Annotated in this window: 15 protein-coding genes and 1 tRNA gene; 11 read left to right on the top strand and 5 right to left on the bottom strand. The window is 68.5% G+C overall.

The features are described 5' to 3' along the window. The first annotated feature begins 44 nt into the window (after positions 1–44). The 3 genes from PL79_RS16855 to PL79_RS16845 all read left to right on the top strand — a co-directional run bounded on the left by PL79_RS16855 (position 45) and on the right by PL79_RS16845 (position 2,432). Positions 45–677 (top strand): Maf family protein, encoded by a 633-nt coding sequence (locus PL79_RS16855; RefSeq protein ID WP_044844706.1) that lies wholly within the window; start codon positions 45–47, stop codon positions 675–677. Between the two features lie 8 nt (positions 678–685). Continuing rightward, a complete protein-coding gene (rng, locus tag PL79_RS16850; protein ID WP_044844707.1) occupies positions 686–2,155 on the top strand; it encodes a ribonuclease G in 1,470 nt (489 codons plus the stop codon). Between the two features lie 200 nt (positions 2,156–2,355). Next, a tRNA-Met gene (locus PL79_RS16845) sits at positions 2,356–2,432 on the top strand. Between the two features lie 60 nt (positions 2,433–2,492). Here the strand turns inward: PL79_RS16845 and PL79_RS16840 are convergent. Beyond that, positions 2,493–2,876, bottom strand: coding sequence for a DUF1493 family protein (locus PL79_RS16840; RefSeq protein WP_044844708.1), 384 nt, complete (start codon positions 2,874–2,876; stop codon positions 2,493–2,495). Between the two features lie 2 nt (positions 2,877–2,878). Continuing rightward, positions 2,879–3,310 (bottom strand): STM2901 family protein, encoded by a 432-nt coding sequence (locus tag PL79_RS16835; protein ID WP_044844735.1) that lies wholly within the window; start codon positions 3,308–3,310, stop codon positions 2,879–2,881. A 294-nt stretch (positions 3,311–3,604) separates the two neighbouring features. On the opposite strand from PL79_RS16835, the gene PL79_RS16830 reads away from it, so the two are divergent. From PL79_RS16830 to PL79_RS16810, 5 genes are all read left to right on the top strand, one after another. Continuing rightward, on the top strand, positions 3,605–3,940 hold the full coding sequence (locus tag PL79_RS16830) for a YggL family protein (protein ID WP_044844709.1): 336 nt from the start codon (positions 3,605–3,607) through the stop codon (positions 3,938–3,940). 451 nt (positions 3,941–4,391) lie between these two features. Further along, complete coding sequence (locus tag PL79_RS16825; protein ID WP_044844710.1) at positions 4,392–5,534, top strand: collagen-like triple helix repeat-containing protein; 1,143 nt, start codon at positions 4,392–4,394, stop codon at positions 5,532–5,534. Between the two features lie 347 nt (positions 5,535–5,881). Then, complete coding sequence (locus tag PL79_RS16820) at positions 5,882–6,847, top strand: PRC-barrel domain-containing protein (protein WP_044844711.1); 966 nt, start codon at positions 5,882–5,884, stop codon at positions 6,845–6,847. Continuing rightward, the gene (locus PL79_RS16815) at positions 6,844–8,103 is read left to right on the top strand and encodes an MFS transporter (RefSeq protein WP_044844712.1); all 1,260 of its coding nucleotides are present in this window, start codon (positions 6,844–6,846) and stop codon (positions 8,101–8,103) included. Before PL79_RS16820 ends, PL79_RS16815 begins: the two co-directional genes overlap by 4 nt. A 35-nt stretch (positions 8,104–8,138) precedes the next feature. Continuing rightward, the gene (locus PL79_RS16810) at positions 8,139–8,717 is read left to right on the top strand and encodes an FUSC family protein (RefSeq protein ID WP_044844713.1); all 579 of its coding nucleotides are present in this window, start codon (positions 8,139–8,141) and stop codon (positions 8,715–8,717) included. 76 nt (positions 8,718–8,793) lie between these two features. Here PL79_RS16810 and PL79_RS16805 read toward each other — a convergent pair whose 3' ends face one another. Together PL79_RS16805 and msbA are read right to left on the bottom strand one after the other, a co-directional pair. Then, entirely contained in the window at positions 8,794–9,186 is a 393-nt protein-coding gene (locus PL79_RS16805; protein ID WP_044844714.1) for an RcnB family protein, read from the bottom strand. An 88-nt stretch (positions 9,187–9,274) separates the two neighbouring features. Continuing rightward, on the bottom strand, positions 9,275–11,026 hold the full coding sequence (msbA, locus tag PL79_RS16800; RefSeq protein WP_044844715.1) for a lipid A export permease/ATP-binding protein MsbA: 1,752 nt from the start codon (positions 11,024–11,026) through the stop codon (positions 9,275–9,277). Positions 11,027–11,249: 223 nt separating this feature from the next. Here msbA and PL79_RS16795 point away from each other — a divergent pair, with 223 nt between their 5' ends. From PL79_RS16795 to PL79_RS16785, 3 genes are all read left to right on the top strand, one after another. Further along, positions 11,250–12,002 carry a glycosyltransferase family 2 protein gene (locus tag PL79_RS16795; RefSeq protein ID WP_044844716.1) on the top strand — a complete coding sequence of 251 codons (753 nt, stop codon included), beginning with the start codon at positions 11,250–11,252 and terminating at the stop codon, positions 12,000–12,002. Between the two features lie 144 nt (positions 12,003–12,146). Continuing rightward, on the top strand, positions 12,147–12,989 hold the full coding sequence (locus tag PL79_RS16790) for a glycosyltransferase family 2 protein (RefSeq protein WP_044844717.1): 843 nt from the start codon (positions 12,147–12,149) through the stop codon (positions 12,987–12,989). A 134-nt stretch (positions 12,990–13,123) separates the two neighbouring features. After that, entirely contained in the window at positions 13,124–14,404 is a 1,281-nt protein-coding gene (locus PL79_RS16785; protein ID WP_044844718.1) for an O-antigen ligase family protein, read from the top strand. A 179-nt stretch (positions 14,405–14,583) separates the two neighbouring features. On the opposite strand, the gene PL79_RS16780 is transcribed toward PL79_RS16785, so the two are convergent. Further along, positions 14,584–15,762 carry a glycosyltransferase family 9 protein gene (locus PL79_RS16780; RefSeq protein ID WP_044844719.1) on the bottom strand — a complete coding sequence of 393 codons (1,179 nt, stop codon included), beginning with the start codon at positions 15,760–15,762 and terminating at the stop codon, positions 14,584–14,586. Between the last annotated feature and the right edge of the window lie 69 nt (positions 15,763–15,831).

The raw sequence follows: 15,831 nt of genomic DNA, 5'->3' as shown, positions 1-15,831 counted from the left end.
TCCTCGGGACGCGCGCCGCGCGCGCTCAACGAGATAACGACACCATGCCGTCCAGCACGCCCCCTGCCCTTTTCCCGACCCTTTACCTCGCTTCGCAAAGCCCGCGCCGCCAGGAGCTGCTGCAGCAGATCGGCGTGCGCTTCGAATTGCTGCTGCCGCGCCCCGACGAGGACGCGGAGGCGCTCGAAGCCGAGCTGCCCGGCGAAGCCGCCGATGCGTACGTGCAGCGCGTGACCGTCGCGAAGGCGGAGGCCGCGCGGGCGCGTCTCGTCGCGAGCGGCAAGCCGGCCGCGCCGGTGCTGGTTGCGGACACCACGGTGACCATCGACGGCGCGATCCTCGGCAAGCCGGCCGATGCCGACGACGCGCTCGCGATGCTGACCCGCCTCGCAGGCCGCGAACACGAGGTGCTGACCGCCGTCGCGGTGGTCGGCGCCGACGGCGAACTGCTGCCGCCCGCGCTGTCGCGCTCGTCGGTGCGCTTTTCGGCCGCGCCGCGCGACGCGTTCGAGCGCTACGTCGAGACCCGCGAACCGTTCGGCAAGGCGGGCGCCTACGCGATCCAGGGACGCGCGGCCGAATTCATCGAGCGAATCGACGGTTCCCATTCGGGTATCATGGGTCTGCCCCTTTTTGAGACTGCCGCGTTGCTGCGCACCGCGCGCGTCGCCTTCTGAATCGCACCATGAACGAAGAAATCCTGATCAACCTCACGCCGCAGGAAACGCGGGTCGCACTCGTCCAGCAAGGCGCGGTGCAGGAGCTTCACGTCGAGCGCACGCTGTCGCGCGGGCGGGTCGGCAACATCTACCTCGGCAAGGTCGTGCGCGTGCTGCCCGGCATGCAGTCGGCGTTCATCGACATCGGTCTCGAGCGCGCGGCGTTCCTGCACGTCGCCGACATCTGGCATCCGCGCCTCGCGGGCGAGCCGCAGTCGGGCGCGCCGCACCAGCCGATCGAGAAGACCGTGTTCGAAGGCCAGACGCTGATGGTCCAGGTGATCAAGGATCCGATCGGCACGAAGGGCGCCCGACTGTCGACGCAGGTCAGCATCGCGGGCCGCACGCTCGTCTACCTGCCGCAGGAGCCGCACATCGGCATCTCGCAGAAGATCGAGAGCGAGGCCGAGCGCGAGGCCGTGCGTGCGCGGCTGACCGCCGTGATCCCGCCGGACGAGAAAGGCGGCTACATCGTGCGCACGATCGCCGAGGACGCGACCTCCGACGAACTGGCCGGCGACGTCGCCTACCTGCGCAAGACCTGGACGACCATCGTGGCCCAGGCGCAGCGGCTGCCGGCGACGAGCCTGCTGTACCAGGATCTCGATCTCGCGCAGCGCGTGCTGCGCGATTTCGCGAACGACGACACGACGCGCATCCAGGTCGATTCGCGCGAGACGTACCAGCGCCTCGCGGAATTCGCGAACGAATTCACGCCGGCGGTGAGCCCGAAGCTGCATCACTACACCGGCGAGCGGCCGCTGTTCGACCTGTACAACATCGAGACGGAGATCCAGCGCGCGCTGTCGCGCCGCGTCGACCTGAAGTCGGGCGGCTACCTGATGATCGACCAGACCGAGGCGATGACGACGATCGACGTGAACACCGGCGGCTACGTCGGCGCGCGCAACTTCGACGACACGATCTTCAAGACCAACCTCGAGGCCGCGCATACGATCGCGCGGCAGCTGCGGCTGCGCAACCTCGGCGGGATCATCATCATCGACTTCATCGACATGGAGAACGCCGAGCATCGCGACGCGGTGCTGTCCGAGTTGAAGAAGGCGCTGTCGCGCGACCGCACGCGCGTGACGGTCAACGGCTTCTCGCAGCTCGGGCTCGTCGAGATGACGCGCAAGCGCACGCGCGAATCGCTCGCGCACGTGCTGTGCGAGCCGTGCCCGACCTGCCAGGGCAAGGGCCAGGTGAAGACGTCGCGCACCGTGTGCTACGACATCCTGCGCGAGATCCTGCGCGAGTCGCGCCAGTTCAATCCGCGCGAATTCCGCGTGATCGCCGCGCAACAGGTGATCGACCTGTTCCTCGACGAGGAGTCGCAGCATCTCGCGATGCTGATCGACTTCATCGGCAAGCCGGTGTCGCTGCAGGTCGAGTCGAACCTGAGCCAGGAACAGTACGATATCGTGCTGATGTAAGGTCATGCGCGGCGATCTCCGAATCGGGAGATCGCCCCCCACCCTTGCCGCGGGCATCGAGCAAAAATATCAGTTGGCACGCCGAGCTGCGAGGGCTCGGGCAACGTAAGCGCCCGCTGGCGAGCGAAGCACGGCCGCTTGATTTCAACTTTGGTCACTAAGCATTTGACGCACCGCAGCAGTGTCACTATAATTCGCGCCGCGGGGTGGAGCAGTCTGGCAGCTCGTCGGGCTCATAACCCGAAGGTCATAGGTTCAAATCCTATCCCCGCAACCAAACATCGAAGCCCGCTTTGCGACAGCAAGCGGGCTTTTTGCATTTCGCCGATTCGTGGGCTCATTTCCCACGAGCGACCTGGTCTCGTGCAACGCTCTCGATCGCGTCCGTATCCCATCGGCCGATGCGCATTGCTTCTTCCAGCATGCCGAGGGTAAGGGGCACACGCGGTCGCTTCCGGTAACGCTCGGAAAACAGCGCGAGAAACGTCGTCACCATCTCCTGCCCTTCAGGGCCGAAGTAGCGGTCGTAAGGGAATTCGGCAGCATTCACACCGAACGTTTCGGCCCATTTGTCGATGAATTCGATTGCATCGATTCCCGTCACGCGCAGATCCTCCTCGAGACGTGACGACGGCTCGATTCGCAATTGGCCGCCGAACAACGGGCGACCGAGCTCTTCGCGCGCAAATGCGGCAAGCTTTTCCCACCTAGCGGCAGACACGATCAGAACACCCTGTTTTCAAGTTTGACGACGGCGTTGTAGCGACGCACCGTGTTGAACATGATGACGGCCGCGTCGGCGGCCAAGAACAACTCCCCGACCACGGGGATGGTTCGGCCGACCCATGCACCGAGATTCCGCGTGGACGCGATACGTACACCCTGAGCGCCCACCGACATGATCATTGGCAATCGCATTCTCATCTGAATCGGCAACAGCTTGCGCGCAGCAATTGAGGCGACCGATGTGCCCTTGGTCGCCGCAGCGAATTTTCCTGGTGCCGGCACATCGGCTTGACCCAGCAACATGGCCGAAGCGGCCGCAAGGTCATCGAACCCGACGCGCCGCTGGATCTCATCGATCGCGATCCAGAAAAACAAATCCGCCGGCTTGAGATCGACATGACCATTGTATGAATAGCGATTGTCCGACATACGGCCCTCGTTGTTGTTCGAATAGCCGCCGACCTTAGCAAAGCCGAAGCGGCTCGCCATCCCTGTATCATTCGGTCATACGCGCGATGAGCCGCCGGGCCAAGCCACGCCGAGAAATCCCGGTCGATCGATTGTTTAACAATGGTTTCATGATCAACCGCGCGACAAACCGATATCGCGACGACGCAACGCTCGGGCCACTCGCTGCGTGCGCGGGCTGCGCGGCACGTCGACATCGTGCCCGCAGCGGCCGCCGCGCTATCCTTTCCCCCTCACATTCACTCACCACACACCATGAGCCAACGCCACAACCGCCGCCAGCGCAAGAAACTCCACATCGCCGAGTTCCAGGAACTCGCGTTCAACGCGGCCGCGCAATACCGCAACGAGTTGTCCGACCTCGAGCGTGGCCAGCTGATCGATGCGTTCATCGATTTCGTCGAAGCGAACGGGCTGCTGACCGTCGCCTCCGCTGACGAAGGGATCGGCGCCTACGTGATCTCCGGCGCGCCGCGCGGCACGACCACCGACGCCGACCGCGAGAACGTGCGGGCGTGGCTGGCCGCACGTCCGGAGCTGACCGACGTCCGGGTCAGCGAATTCACCGACGCGTGGTATCCGGACGCCTGACGCCGCCGTTACGCCGCCCCTCGGGCAGCGCCCGCGCCTGCCCGCCGCGACGGCGGGCCAGGCAGGCGCCGCCGTCCCGCCTTCCCCTCGCACCGTCCCTCCCGCCTCCATCACACGGCTCACCTCGTGTCGATCGTGATTACCCCGATTCCGGCAGTGAATCGGACGCTTACTTCAATTTAACGATCATTAAAAGACGTCTCGCCGCCGTGGACCTACTCTGATCGTACGAATCCGGTGATTTCCGGCACGATCGGCAAGCAAGACGAAAGAATGCAACGCAATGCGTCCTGCAAGCGCTCCGGGTTCCGACTCAGGCGAATACGCGGCACGGCGACAGGCCAATCAGGGAGACAACGACGATGCGCCCGCCGCGTCCCTTCCGCAGCGACGACACACCGGCGCACACGAAGGCCGCCTGATCCATTTCCATAATCGAGACGAGGACGACATGAACACGCCCACCATTCATCAAGCAGGACTCCGAATGATCATGATCGCGGCCGGTACCGCGGCGCTGATGTCGCTGTCCGCGTGCGGCGGCTCCGGCTCGCTGAGCCAGGGCACCGGCGGTTCCGGGTCGGGGTCCGGCGATCCGACGGCATCGACCGGCGGCACGGGGAACGGCTCGAGCGGCACGTCGGCCAACGGCGTCGGCCAGACGACCGCGGCGTCGAGCAACATCGTGACGGCCGGCGGCGGCGCGGTATCGGGTGTCGGCACGGCAATCGCGTCGCAAACGCTGCCCGGCACGAACCCCGCGACGACGCAAGGGCTCGGCACGGTGGTGCAGGACGTCGGCGCCGCCGTTACGACGCTCGGCACCGGTCTCGGTTCGGGCCTCGGCCAGCTCGGCGCATCGTCGGATCCGGTCGGCACGACGGTCGCCAGCACGGGTGGCGTGGTCACGAATCTCGGCCAGGCCGTCGCCGCGACGGGTGGCGTCGTGTCGAGTCTCGGCGCGAGCGGTTCGGCGCTGGCGCCGCTCGCGCCCGTCACATCGCCCGTCGGCGGTGCCGTGACGACGCTCGGCAACACGATCGCGGGCGGCGGCGGGACGCTCGGCACGCAACTGTCGACCGGCCCGGTCGCGCAGGTGACGGGCGCGGCCAGCTCGGCGATCACGCCGATCACGACGACGGTCGGCTCGCTCACGCAGACGGCCGCGGCGAGCACGCCGCTCGGCGCACCGCTGACGAATCTCGTGACGACCGTCGGCAACGGTGTCGCGAACGCCGGCACGACGCTCGCGAACACCGGCAACAATCCGGTCACGACCGGCGTCGGCAACGTCGTGACCGCGACCGGCAACACGGTCGCCACCGCGGGCACGGCGCTGCTCGGCGGCGGCAGCGCCGCGACGAATCCGCTCGCCCCGGTGACGGGGCTCCTGTCGACCGGCGCCCTCGGCGGCGCGACGGGCGGCGGCAATCCGGCAGGCGCGCTCACCTCGGCGGTCGGCACCGTGACGGCGGCGGCCGGCAGCGCGCCGGTCGGCGGCCTGGCGGGCGGCAGCGGCACCGGCGCGCTGTCGAAGACCGGCGGCGGCCTGCTCGCCCCGGTGACGACGACGCTCGGCGGGCTGGTCAAGTAACGCCACGCCGGCGGCCCGTGCGGCGCCCGACCTGTCGTCGACGGTCGGGTGCCGTGCGCGCTGAGGGATCCGATGGCGGGCGCCCGCTCTCGGCGATCGATCCCCGCCCGTTTACCTGCCCCTTTCCCTGCCCTTTACCTGTCGTTTTCCTACTTCGCCGTTTTCCTGCTATTCCCTGCCCTGTTCCGGTCCTTTCCCCGCCATCCCGCGTCCAATCCTCCGCAGAAATCGGTCCTGAAAGGAAGACACGTTAAACTCTCACCTCGCGTGGTGCGCCGCCCGCACCCGCCATCCATCGCCAGCCGCGCGCCTCCGGGCCCGGCCCCCGACCCATGGAGTGAGTGTCAATGAGCGGCGGATTTCCGTTTCCCGCATCCCGCATGTCGTTCCCGTCCTCGACGGTCTTCCTCGTTCTCGCCGCCGCGCTGCTGTCCGGCTGCGGGCTGCTGCCGACGCAGAATCCGCCCGCGCCGATCAGCGAAGCGCTCGTCGAACCCGTCGAGGAAACCGCCGGCGAACCGCTGACGATGCCGCCCGTGCCGGCGCCGACGCAACCGGAAGCGCCGGAAGCACCGAAGAAACCGCACCGCGAAGTGACGCGGCCGAAACCCGTGCAGCGCCCCGAAACACCGACGCCTCCGCCACCACCGCCCGCCCCGATCGTCGCGACGCGCCCGCTCGACCGCACGCAGATCCATGCGCTGCTCGACAGCGAGGTCGCGCGCCGCAACGGCAAGGTGATCGGCCGCGCGGTCGACATGGTGGCCGACGCGAGCGGCAAGCCGCGCGAGATGATCGTCAACCTGCAGGGCTTCATGGGCGTCGGCGACCGCAAGGTCATCTTCCCGTGGAACGTGTTCCGCTTCACGCCGGGCGGCAAACAGGAGCCGATCGTGCTCGACGTGCCGTCGGGCGAACTGCCCCCGGCCGCGCGGCCCAAGGCCGTGCCGCTGTCGGGTTCGGCCGCGGCGTCGCCCGCGACGCGACTGCCGATGCTCGACAGCGATGTCGAGCGCCCGAACGGCACGAAGATCGGCCGCATCGTCGACGTGCTGATCGACCGCGCCGCGCAGCCGCAGGCGGTCGTGCTCGACCTCGGCGGGCTCGTCAACACCGACCGCCGCTCGATCGCCGCGAGCTGGGGCGCGCTGCGCTTCGTCACGCGCGACAAGGCGCTGCATCCGCAGCTCGACCTGAACGATGCGCAGATCAAGGCGTCGCCGCCCTACGCGGCCGACAAGCCGATCGTCGCGGTCTTCCCGCCCGTTGCTCCGGCACCGGTGCCGGCTTCGTCTGCGAGTGCCACCCGATGACGATCAAGCATTCCGTCAGCGTGCGCAGTCTGCGGTCCCTCGACTGGCTCAACTTTTTCGTTGCAAACGTTCAAACCGGGTTCGGTCCGTTCATCGCGTCCTACCTCGCGTCGCACAAGTGGACGCAGGGCGAGATCGGCATGGTGCTGTCGATCGGCACGATCAGCGCGATGGTCAGCCAGGTGCCGGGCGGCGCGGCCGTCGATGCGCTGAAGAACAAGAAAGGCGCGGCCGCGTGGGCGATCGCGGCCATCATCCTGTCCGCGGTGCTGCTCGCGTCGAGCCCGACGATCGTGCCGGTGATCGCGGCCGAAGTGTTCCACGGCTTCGCGAGCTGCATGCTCGTGCCGGCGATGGCCGCGATCTCGTTCTCGCTGGTCGGCCGCGCCGATCTCGGCGACCGGCTCGGCCGCAACGCACGCTGGGCGTCGATCGGCAGCGCGGTCGCGGCGGGCCTGATGGGGCTCACCGGCGAGTATTTCTCCGCGCGCGCGGTGTTCTGGCTGACCGCCGTGCTGGCGTTGCCCGCGCTGTTCGCACTCGCGATGATCCAGCCGACGCACGAAGTGATCCCGCAATCGTCGAAACCCGACGATCACGACGAAGGCGAGCACCGCGAGACGCTGCTCGAACTGCTGCGCGATCGCCGGATGCTGATCTTCGCGGCGTGCGTCGTGCTGTTCCACCTGTCGAATGCGGCGATGCTCAACCTCGCGGCCGGCGAAGTGACGGCCGGGATGGGCGAGAACGTGCAGCTCGTGATCGCCGCGTGCATCATCGTGCCGCAGGCGATCGTCGCGATGCTGTCGCCGTGGGTCGGCCGTTCCTCGCAACGCTGGGGACGCCGGCCGATCCTGCTGCTCGGCTTCTCCGCGCTGCCGGTGCGCGCGCTGATGTTCGCTGGCGTGAGCAGCCCGTACCTGCTCGTGCCGGTGCAGATGCTCGACGGCATCAGCGCGGCCGTGTTCGGCGTGATGCTGCCGCTGATCGCGGCCGACGTCGCGGGCGGCAAGGGCCGCTACAACCTGTGCATCGGGCTGTTCGGGCTCGCGGCCGGGATCGGCGCGACGCTCAGCACGGCCGTGGCCGGCTATGTCGCCGATCACTTCGGCAATGCGATCAGCTTCTTCGGGCTAGCCGCCGCCGGTGCGCTCGCGGTCCTGCTCGTCTGGCTCGCGATGCCCGAAACGCGCGTCGAGAACGGCGACGCACCCGAGGGCACGCCGGCCGCCGCCTCGTCCGAACAGGCGCACTGACACACGCACCGCCGCCCCGCTTCTTGGCCGACACGATGGATACGATCAGGACCCTCAACGAAGCCCGCCAGCAGATCCAGCAGTCGATCTTCGATCTGTTCAAGGGGCTGACTTTCGGCGAACGCCTCACGCAAGGCGCGCTGATGGCGCTGCAGGCCGTGTGCGGCGCGTGCCTCGCGTACGCGATCGGCCGCGCGTTGCACACCGAGCAGGCCGTGTGGGCAGCGATCACCGCGATCGCCGTCACGCAGCACAACTATTCGGACACGATGTCGCTGTCGCGCGACCAGTTCATCGGCGCGATGATCGGCGGCGTGGTCGGCTTCGCGGGGGCCGCGCTCGGCGGCGATCGCCTCGTCGCCTATGCGATCGCGGTCGCGATCACGATCGTCGGCTGCTGGTGCCTGAACGTCGGCAGCGCGGCGCGGCTCGGCGGCGTCACCGCGACGATCGTGCTGCTGTTTCCGGGCAACGGCCCGCTGTGGGACATTCCGCTGATGCGGCTCGGGGAAGTCGCGCTCGGCACCGTCTGCGCGCTGGCGGTGTGCTGGGCAATGTCGCGGATCGAGCGACGCTGGTTCCGCCGGGCGGCGAAGTCGGACCAGGACAAGTGACGCGGATGCCGGGACGCACGCCCCGGCATCCGGATGAAGCGATGAGCGGCGGCAGGTGTGGCCGGTATGGCAGGTGTTATGGACCGACCCGCAGCACGATGCCCGAGCCGATCTGCACGAGCAGATAGTCGCCGCCGACGCCGACCCAGTGATAGCCGCGCGGCGGCGGGCTCAGCCGATAGCCGCGCCAGTCGTCGACCACGTACTGGCGATCGCGGAATTCGTCCGGGAGCCGGTCGCCCTTGTGCCAGTCGCGGCGCGGCTGGTCGGCCCAGCGCGGCGGTACGTCGTCGTCGCGATGCATCGCCTGGCCGGGCGGCATGTGCTTCGGACCGTGGCCGCGGTGCATGCCGTGATTGCCGTGGTCACCGTGGTTATCGTCGTTGCCGTGCCCCTGCGCCATCGCGACCGGCGCGGCGAGACCCGCCGCAACCAGCGCGGCCAGCATCATCCCGTGCATCTTCCTCATCGTCCTTCCCTCCGTGTTGTCACGTCGAACCGGAAACAACTGGACTTGCCCAATCAAGACTAGCACACGGGTGCGACCCGACTTTGTGTCACGCCGCCTGCTGCTGGTACTGGATCCGGTGCAGGTGCGCGTACAGCCCGCCGTGGCGCAGGAGCTCGTCGTGGCTGCCCTCTTCGACGATCTTGCCGGCTTCGAGCACGAGGATCCGGTCCGCGCGCTCGATCGTCGACAGCCGGTGCGCGATCACGAGCGTCGTGCGCCCTTCCATCAGCCGCTCGAGCGCGGCCTGCACGTGACGCTCGGATTCCGAATCGAGCGCGGAAGTCGCCTCGTCGAGGATCAGGATCGGCGCGTCCTTGTAGATCGCGCGCGCGATCGCGAGCCGCTGCCGTTGACCGCCCGACAGTCGCATCCCGTTGCCGCCGACCAGCGTGTCGAGCCCGTCGGGCATCGCGGCGACCGCGTCGGCGAGGTTCGCGGCCTCGAGCGCCGCCTGCACGCGTGCGCGGTCGGGCGTCTGCCCGTACGCGACGTTCGCGGCGATCGTGTCGTTGAACAGCACGACGTCCTGGCTGACCATCGCCATCTGGCCGCGCAGCGCGTGGATGTCGTAGTCGGCCACCGGCACGCCGTCGACCAGGATCGCGCCGCCCGTCGGATCGAAGAAGCGCGGCAGCAGGTTCACGAGGGTCGTCTTGCCGCTGCCGGACGGCCCCGCGAGCGCGATCATCTCGCCCGGCGCGACCTTGAACGAAATGCGGTCGAGCGTCGGCCGCTCGGAGGCGCCGTAGTCGAACGACACGTCGCGGAATTCGATCTCGCCGCGCGCGTGCGCGAGCGCACGGCCGCCGCCCTGCGGCTCGGCGGGCTCGTCGATCAGCCCGAAGATCAGCTCGGCGGCCGTCATCCCGCGCTGCAGCGGCTGGTTGACGTCGATCAGATGCTTGAGCGGCGAAATCACCAGCAGCATCGACGTGACGAACGCGACGAAACCGCCGACCGTCGTCTGGTCGTTGGTCGACTGCACGACCGCGATCGTGATCACGACCGCGAGCGCGATCGACGCGAGGAACTGCGTGAGCGGCTGCGCGAGCCCGCCCGAGATCGTCATGCGCATCGCGTAGCCGCGCAGGCGCTTGCTCATCGTCGTGAAGCGGTCCATCTCGTACGCTTCGCCGTTGTGCACCTTGACGACCTTGTAGCCGCCGACCGTCTCCTCGACGATGTACGACAACTCGTTGGTCAGCGTCTGGTGCTCGCGGTTCAAGCGGCGCAGGCGGCGGTTGATCTTGCTGACGAGCCAGCCGATGCCCGGCAGGATCACCGCGACGATCAGCGTGAGCCGCCAGTTCAGGTAGAACAGGTAGCCGAGCAGGAACACCACGGTCAGCGAGTCGCGCACGAGCGTGACCATCACGCCGGTCAGCACCGACAGGATCTGGTTGACCTCGAACACGATCGCGTTGATCACCGTGCTCGCGGTCTCGCGCTGGAAGAACGACGCGCCGGTGTGGAGCATCCGCTGGAACATCTCGAGCCGCAGTTGCAGCAGGATGCGGTTCGATACGTAGTTGAGCAGGTAATTCGACGTGTACTGCGACACGCCGCGCACGAGCGCGAGGCCGATCACCGCGATCGGCACGTACCATTTCGCGCTGTCGCTGCCGTGCGAGCCGAAGCCGTGGTCGAGCAGCGGCTTGAGCAGCGCCGGGATCCCGGCTTCCGTGGCCGCGACGACGCCCATCGTCATCACGGCGAGCAGCACGATGCCGATGAGCGGCCGGATGTACGGCCACAGGCGCTTGAGGACCGTGAGCGGCGAGGTACCGGTGCCGTCCATCGGTTTGCGAAGAGTGTTCTGGGTTTCCAAGGCAATCCTTCTTGAGCCGCGACGCGGCGCCCGGGGCGTGACTGCCCGGAATTCGCCCCGTCCGGCGGGTGCCGAAAAAGGCCCAACATTATAGCTGGACCGCCCCCGCCGGCATGGCCGTCGCCGAAGCGGCCGGCTGCCTGAGCGCGGGTATACTGCCGCTCACCGTTTTCTCCGCCTTTTCGACGATTTCATGGCAGAACCCACCCTCGGCGTCGCCCTCATCGCCCTCAACGCGGCCGCGCGGCTCGCGCAGTGCCTCGACGCGCTGACCTTCGCCGACGACGTCGTCGTGATCGACGGCGGCAGCACCGACGATACGGTCGAGATCGCCCGCGCGCACGGCGCCCGCGTGATCGTCGAGCGCGACTGGCCGGGCTTCGGCCCGCAGAAGAACCGCGCGCTCGACGCGCTCGACACCGACTGGATCCTGTCGCTCGACACCGACGAGGTCGTCAGCCCGGAACTCGCACAGTCGATCCGCGCGGCCATCCGCACGCCGGCCGCGCAGGTCTACGCGCTCGACCGGCTGTCGAGCTTCTGCGGCCAGTGGATCCGCCATAGCGGCTGGTATCCGGACTGGGTGCCGCGCCTGTTCCGGCGCGGCACCGCCCGCTTCTCCGACGACCTGGTGCACGAACGGCTCGTCTTCGACACGCCCGCGCAGCGGCTGCCGGGCAAGCTGATGCACTATTCATACGAGGATTTCGAAACCGTCGTGCGCAAGCTCGATGCGTATTCGACGGCCGGCGCGCGCCAGCGCCGCGCGGCCGGCCAGCGCGGCGGCTTCGGCAAGGCGCTCGCGCGCGCCGCATGGGCGTTCGTGCGGACCTACGTGCTGCGGCGCGGGTTTCTCGACGGCCGCGCGGGCTTCATGATCGCCGTGTTCAACGCGGAAACCGTCTACTACCGGTTCCTGAAGCTCGGCCACGAAGCGGCCCGCTGAGCGCGCCCGCCCTGCCGCCACCCTGAGGCCGCCGGCATGCGGCCGGCCCGGCGTTACAATGCCGGGCTGCCCGCGCGCCATGCGCGTCCGAGCACGGCGCAGCGCTGCGCGCCGCCGATACGACGACCACCGAATCCGACCGCCATGTTCTCCATCATCATCCCGACCTGGAACAACCTGCCGTACCTCAAGCTCGTCGTCGACAGCCTGCGCCGTCATTCGGCGTACGACCACCAGATCATCGTGCACGTGAACGACGGCGCGGACGGCACGCTCGACTGGGTGCGCAGCGAAGGCATCGAGCACACCGCGTCGCCGGCCAACATCGGCATCTGCCATGCAGTGAACCTGGCCGCCGCCCGCGCGACGCGCGACTACGTCGTCTACATGAACGACGACATGTACTGCTGCCCGGGCTGGGACGCGGCGCTCGTGCGGCGCATCGAGCAGATGCCGACCGACCTGTTCATGCTGTCCGGCACGATGGTCGAGCCGGTCGACACGCGCAACCCGTGCGTCGTCGTCAGCAACTTCGGCCGTGACGCCGAACAGTTCGACGCGGCCGGCCTCGTCGCGGCCACGCCGCGGCTCGCGCGCGCGGACTGGCTCGGCTCGACCTGGCCGCCGACGCTCGTGCACCGCGACTGGTGGAACCGCATCGGCGGCTACAGCAGCGAACTGTCGCCGGGGATGAGCAGCGACAACGACTTCTCGATGAAATTCTGGGACGCCGGCTGCCGGATCTTCCTCGGCGTCGGCGACAGCCTCGTCTATCACTTCCAGCAGAAGAGCACCGGCAAGATCGTCAAGAACGACGGCCGCCGCCAGTTCCTCAACAAATGGGGCATGACGCAGGCCACGTTCGACCGCTATTACCTGCATCGCGGCGAGCCGGCCGGCGCGCGCGTCGCGCTCGACACGCCGGCCGTCGAAGGGCGCCTGAAGCGTGCGCTGCTGCGCTCGCGGATCAAGCGCGCGTTCAGCTGACCCGACCCCGGAAACGGCACGGAAACGCCCGCGGCTTCGCGTATACTGCGCGCTTCGTCCCGCGCGGTGCCGCCGGGACGCGCGGCGCGCAGCACGGTGCCCGCATGCCGCATTCGTCCATTCGACAGGTTCCGATGCTTTCGTTTTCCGCTCCCGCCTCGCGGCGCCTGACCGCCGCCCGCGCCTTCGCCGTCGTCGCGCTCTGCATGGTGCCGGTCTCGACCGCGCTGACCAACGTGTTCTGCGGGCTGTTCGCGGCCGCGCTCGTCATCTCCCCCGAATTCTGGCGCGACCTGCGCACGTTCGTCACCGAACCGGCATCGCTCGCGGCGCTCCTGATCCTCGCGGCACTGGCCGCGAGCGTCACCTATACGGTCGCGCCGCACCCGAAGGCGTGGAACTGGGTCGCCAAGTACGACAAGCTGTTGCTGCTGCCGTTTGCCGTGCTGGCCTTCCGCCATTCGAACTGGGCGCCGATCGTGCGGCGCGCCTGGTTCGGCACGCTGTGCGTGATCCTGCTGCTGTCGACCACCAACTATCTCGGGCTGACCGCGATCGGGCCCGCGCATTCGAGCGAACTGCCGCTGTCGCGCGCCTGGGTGTTCAAGAACCACATCGCGGCCGGCATGTTCGGCGCACTGCTGTTCTACCAGGCGGCCGACCTCGCGCTGTCGGCCCGCACCGCGCTGTCGCGTGCCGCGTATGCCGCCGTGGCCGCATGGTCGCTGGTCAACGTGTTCGTGATGCTGCAGGGACGCACCGGGCAGGTCATCGCGCTGCTGCTGATCCTTGTCGTCGCGGTGCGCTTCGTGCTGCTGCTGCGCCGCCAGTCGGCGCTGCGCGCGGGGCTCGCCGCCGGGGCGCTGGTGCTGGCCGGCGTCGCGCTCGTCGTCGCCGCGTGCACGGTGCACAACGGCCGGCTCGTGAAGGTCGTGTCGGAAGTGCAGCAGTATCGGCAGAGCGATGCGGTCACGTCGACCGGGCTGCGGCTCGAGTGGTACAAGAAGGGGCTCGAACTGTATCGCCAGCGCCCGCTGATCGGCTACGGCGCCGGCGGCCTCGAGTTCGAGTTCGAGAAGCTCACGGCCGGCAAGACGGCTGCCGAAGGCCAGCTCACGTCGAATCCGCATAACGAATACCTGCTGATGGCCGTGCAGCTCGGCACGCTCGGCGTATTGCTGTTCCTGAACCTGATCGTGCAGATCGCGCGCGGCAGCCGCGCGCTCGACCCGCGCTCGCGGCATGTGCTGCTCGCGTGGCTCGCGATCTTCGCGATCGGCAGCCTCGCGAATTCGCTGCTGCTCGATTTCGCCGAAGGTCACCTGCTGGTGCTGCTCGCCGGGATCCTGCTCGGCTGCGGCGCGCGCACGGAAGCACTGCCGCGCGAAACGTCGGCGATCCGGCGCAGCGCGTAACGCATCATGTGCCGGGCTGGCGGGCAGCGTGCGTTGCTGCCTGCCGCCGGTTCGGCTTCTACGGCTTCCACGACTTCAATGGCGGCGCATGCGTGCCGCTTGTCGGAAGCACGGCCGCTCGGCGCCGACGCGTCGCCACTCCCCGCTTTTCGACTCAGGAAACGTACCGCTTTCGCGCGTCAGTCCGGGCGCGCGCGATGCAGTCGCGACGTGTCGACGACCGCGCCGGCGGCGCCTGGCGGATTCAGTCCGAGCATCTCGGCGGCCGCCGCCTTCACGCGCTGCGTGCCGAGATTGACGAGACAGTCGCTGTGGCTGTCGACATGGCGCTCGCAGCCTTCGTGCCGGCACGGCACGCAATCGCCCTCGCCCTGCAGCAGCCATACGTTGCCGTGCCGCGCGGAGCCGCGCAGCGCCCACGGGTTCTCGGTCGCCGGCCAGTGCTGCGGCCACGGCCCCCAGCGCACCGGATCGGACGGACCGAACAGCGCGATCGTGTCGGTGCCCGTCGCGGCCGCAACGTGCGTCGCGCCCGTATCGGGCCCGATGAACAGCCGCGCGCGCCGCACCAGCTCCGCGCTTTCGCCGAACGTGAGGCGGCCGACCAGGTTCAGCACGTCGCCGCCCGCCTCGGCCGCGACCTGCTCCGCGTACTCGCGCTCGCGATCGGCCGGGCCACCCGACAGCGCGATCGCAAACCCCTGCGCGCGCAGCCATTCGATCATCTCGACCCAGCCCTCGAGCCGCCATTGCTTGTAGCGGAACATCGGATACGGATGCAGCACGACGAGCGGCTTGCCGTCGCGGATCGCCGGCGATTCGGCGAGCCACGCGTCGAAACGCGCGCGCCGCGCGGGATCGTCGCCGATGCCCGGCGCGACCACCTCGGATACCGGCTCGATGCCGATCACCGGCGCGAGTGCGAGCGTGCTGACGACCGTATGCGCGGACTCGTGATGATTGATTGCGATGCCGTTCAGCATCATTCGAGTCAGCCACGTGACGCGGTTCGGATCGACGAGACCGACGCGCTTGCGGCCGGCGAACCAGCTGTAGAAGCGCGGCCGGTCGGAGCTCAGTGCCGCGCATGCGAGATCGTAGCGGCGCCACATCGACAGCGCATCGCGCAGCCGCTCGCGGAACCCCGCGCGCTGCGCGACGACGATCACGCGCCGCACGTCGGGGTTGTGCTCCAGCACACCCTCGGTGCCGCGAAACACCAGCATGTCGATCTGCGCATCGGGCCAGCGCGCCTTCAGCGAACGCACGAGCGGCGTCGTCAGCAGCACGTCGCCGATACGGCGCGGGGCTGCGACGAGGATGGTTCGGGGCGGGCGGGCGGAAGAAAACAGGGCCACGGCGATCGTTCCGTCTAGCTGGCTGGACAAGGCTCGCAATGTACAGGATTTTGCGGCCGGTGGCGTGGC

The organism is Burkholderia sp. USMB20 (assembly GCF_000949135.2).
GTDB lineage: Bacteria > Pseudomonadota > Gammaproteobacteria > Burkholderiales > Burkholderiaceae > Burkholderia.
The sequence above is the reverse complement of the archived record's forward strand: the minus strand, read 5'-3'. Positions and strand labels throughout refer to the sequence as shown.

Coding starts and splice junctions, on each gene's coding strand:
- PL79_RS16855 (WP_044844706.1), top strand. CDS start 45: ATGCCGTCCAGCACGCCCCCTGCCCTTTTCCCGACCCTTTACCTCGCT.
- rng (WP_044844707.1), top strand. CDS start 686: ATGAACGAAGAAATCCTGATCAACCTCACGCCGCAGGAAACGCGGGTC.
- PL79_RS16835 (WP_044844735.1), bottom strand. CDS start 3,310: ATGTCGGACAATCGCTATTCATACAATGGTCATGTCGATCTCAAGCCG.
- PL79_RS16830 (WP_044844709.1), top strand. CDS start 3,605: ATGAGCCAACGCCACAACCGCCGCCAGCGCAAGAAACTCCACATCGCC.
- PL79_RS16825 (WP_044844710.1), top strand. CDS start 4,392: ATGAACACGCCCACCATTCATCAAGCAGGACTCCGAATGATCATGATC.
- PL79_RS16820 (WP_044844711.1), top strand. CDS start 5,882: ATGAGCGGCGGATTTCCGTTTCCCGCATCCCGCATGTCGTTCCCGTCC.
- PL79_RS16815 (WP_044844712.1), top strand. CDS start 6,844: ATGACGATCAAGCATTCCGTCAGCGTGCGCAGTCTGCGGTCCCTCGAC.
- PL79_RS16810 (WP_044844713.1), top strand. CDS start 8,139: ATGGATACGATCAGGACCCTCAACGAAGCCCGCCAGCAGATCCAGCAG.
- PL79_RS16805 (WP_044844714.1), bottom strand. CDS start 9,186: ATGAGGAAGATGCACGGGATGATGCTGGCCGCGCTGGTTGCGGCGGGT.
- msbA (WP_044844715.1), bottom strand. CDS start 11,026: ATGGACGGCACCGGTACCTCGCCGCTCACGGTCCTCAAGCGCCTGTGG.
- PL79_RS16795 (WP_044844716.1), top strand. CDS start 11,250: ATGGCAGAACCCACCCTCGGCGTCGCCCTCATCGCCCTCAACGCGGCC.
- PL79_RS16790 (WP_044844717.1), top strand. CDS start 12,147: ATGTTCTCCATCATCATCCCGACCTGGAACAACCTGCCGTACCTCAAG.
- PL79_RS16785 (WP_044844718.1), top strand. CDS start 13,124: ATGCTTTCGTTTTCCGCTCCCGCCTCGCGGCGCCTGACCGCCGCCCGC.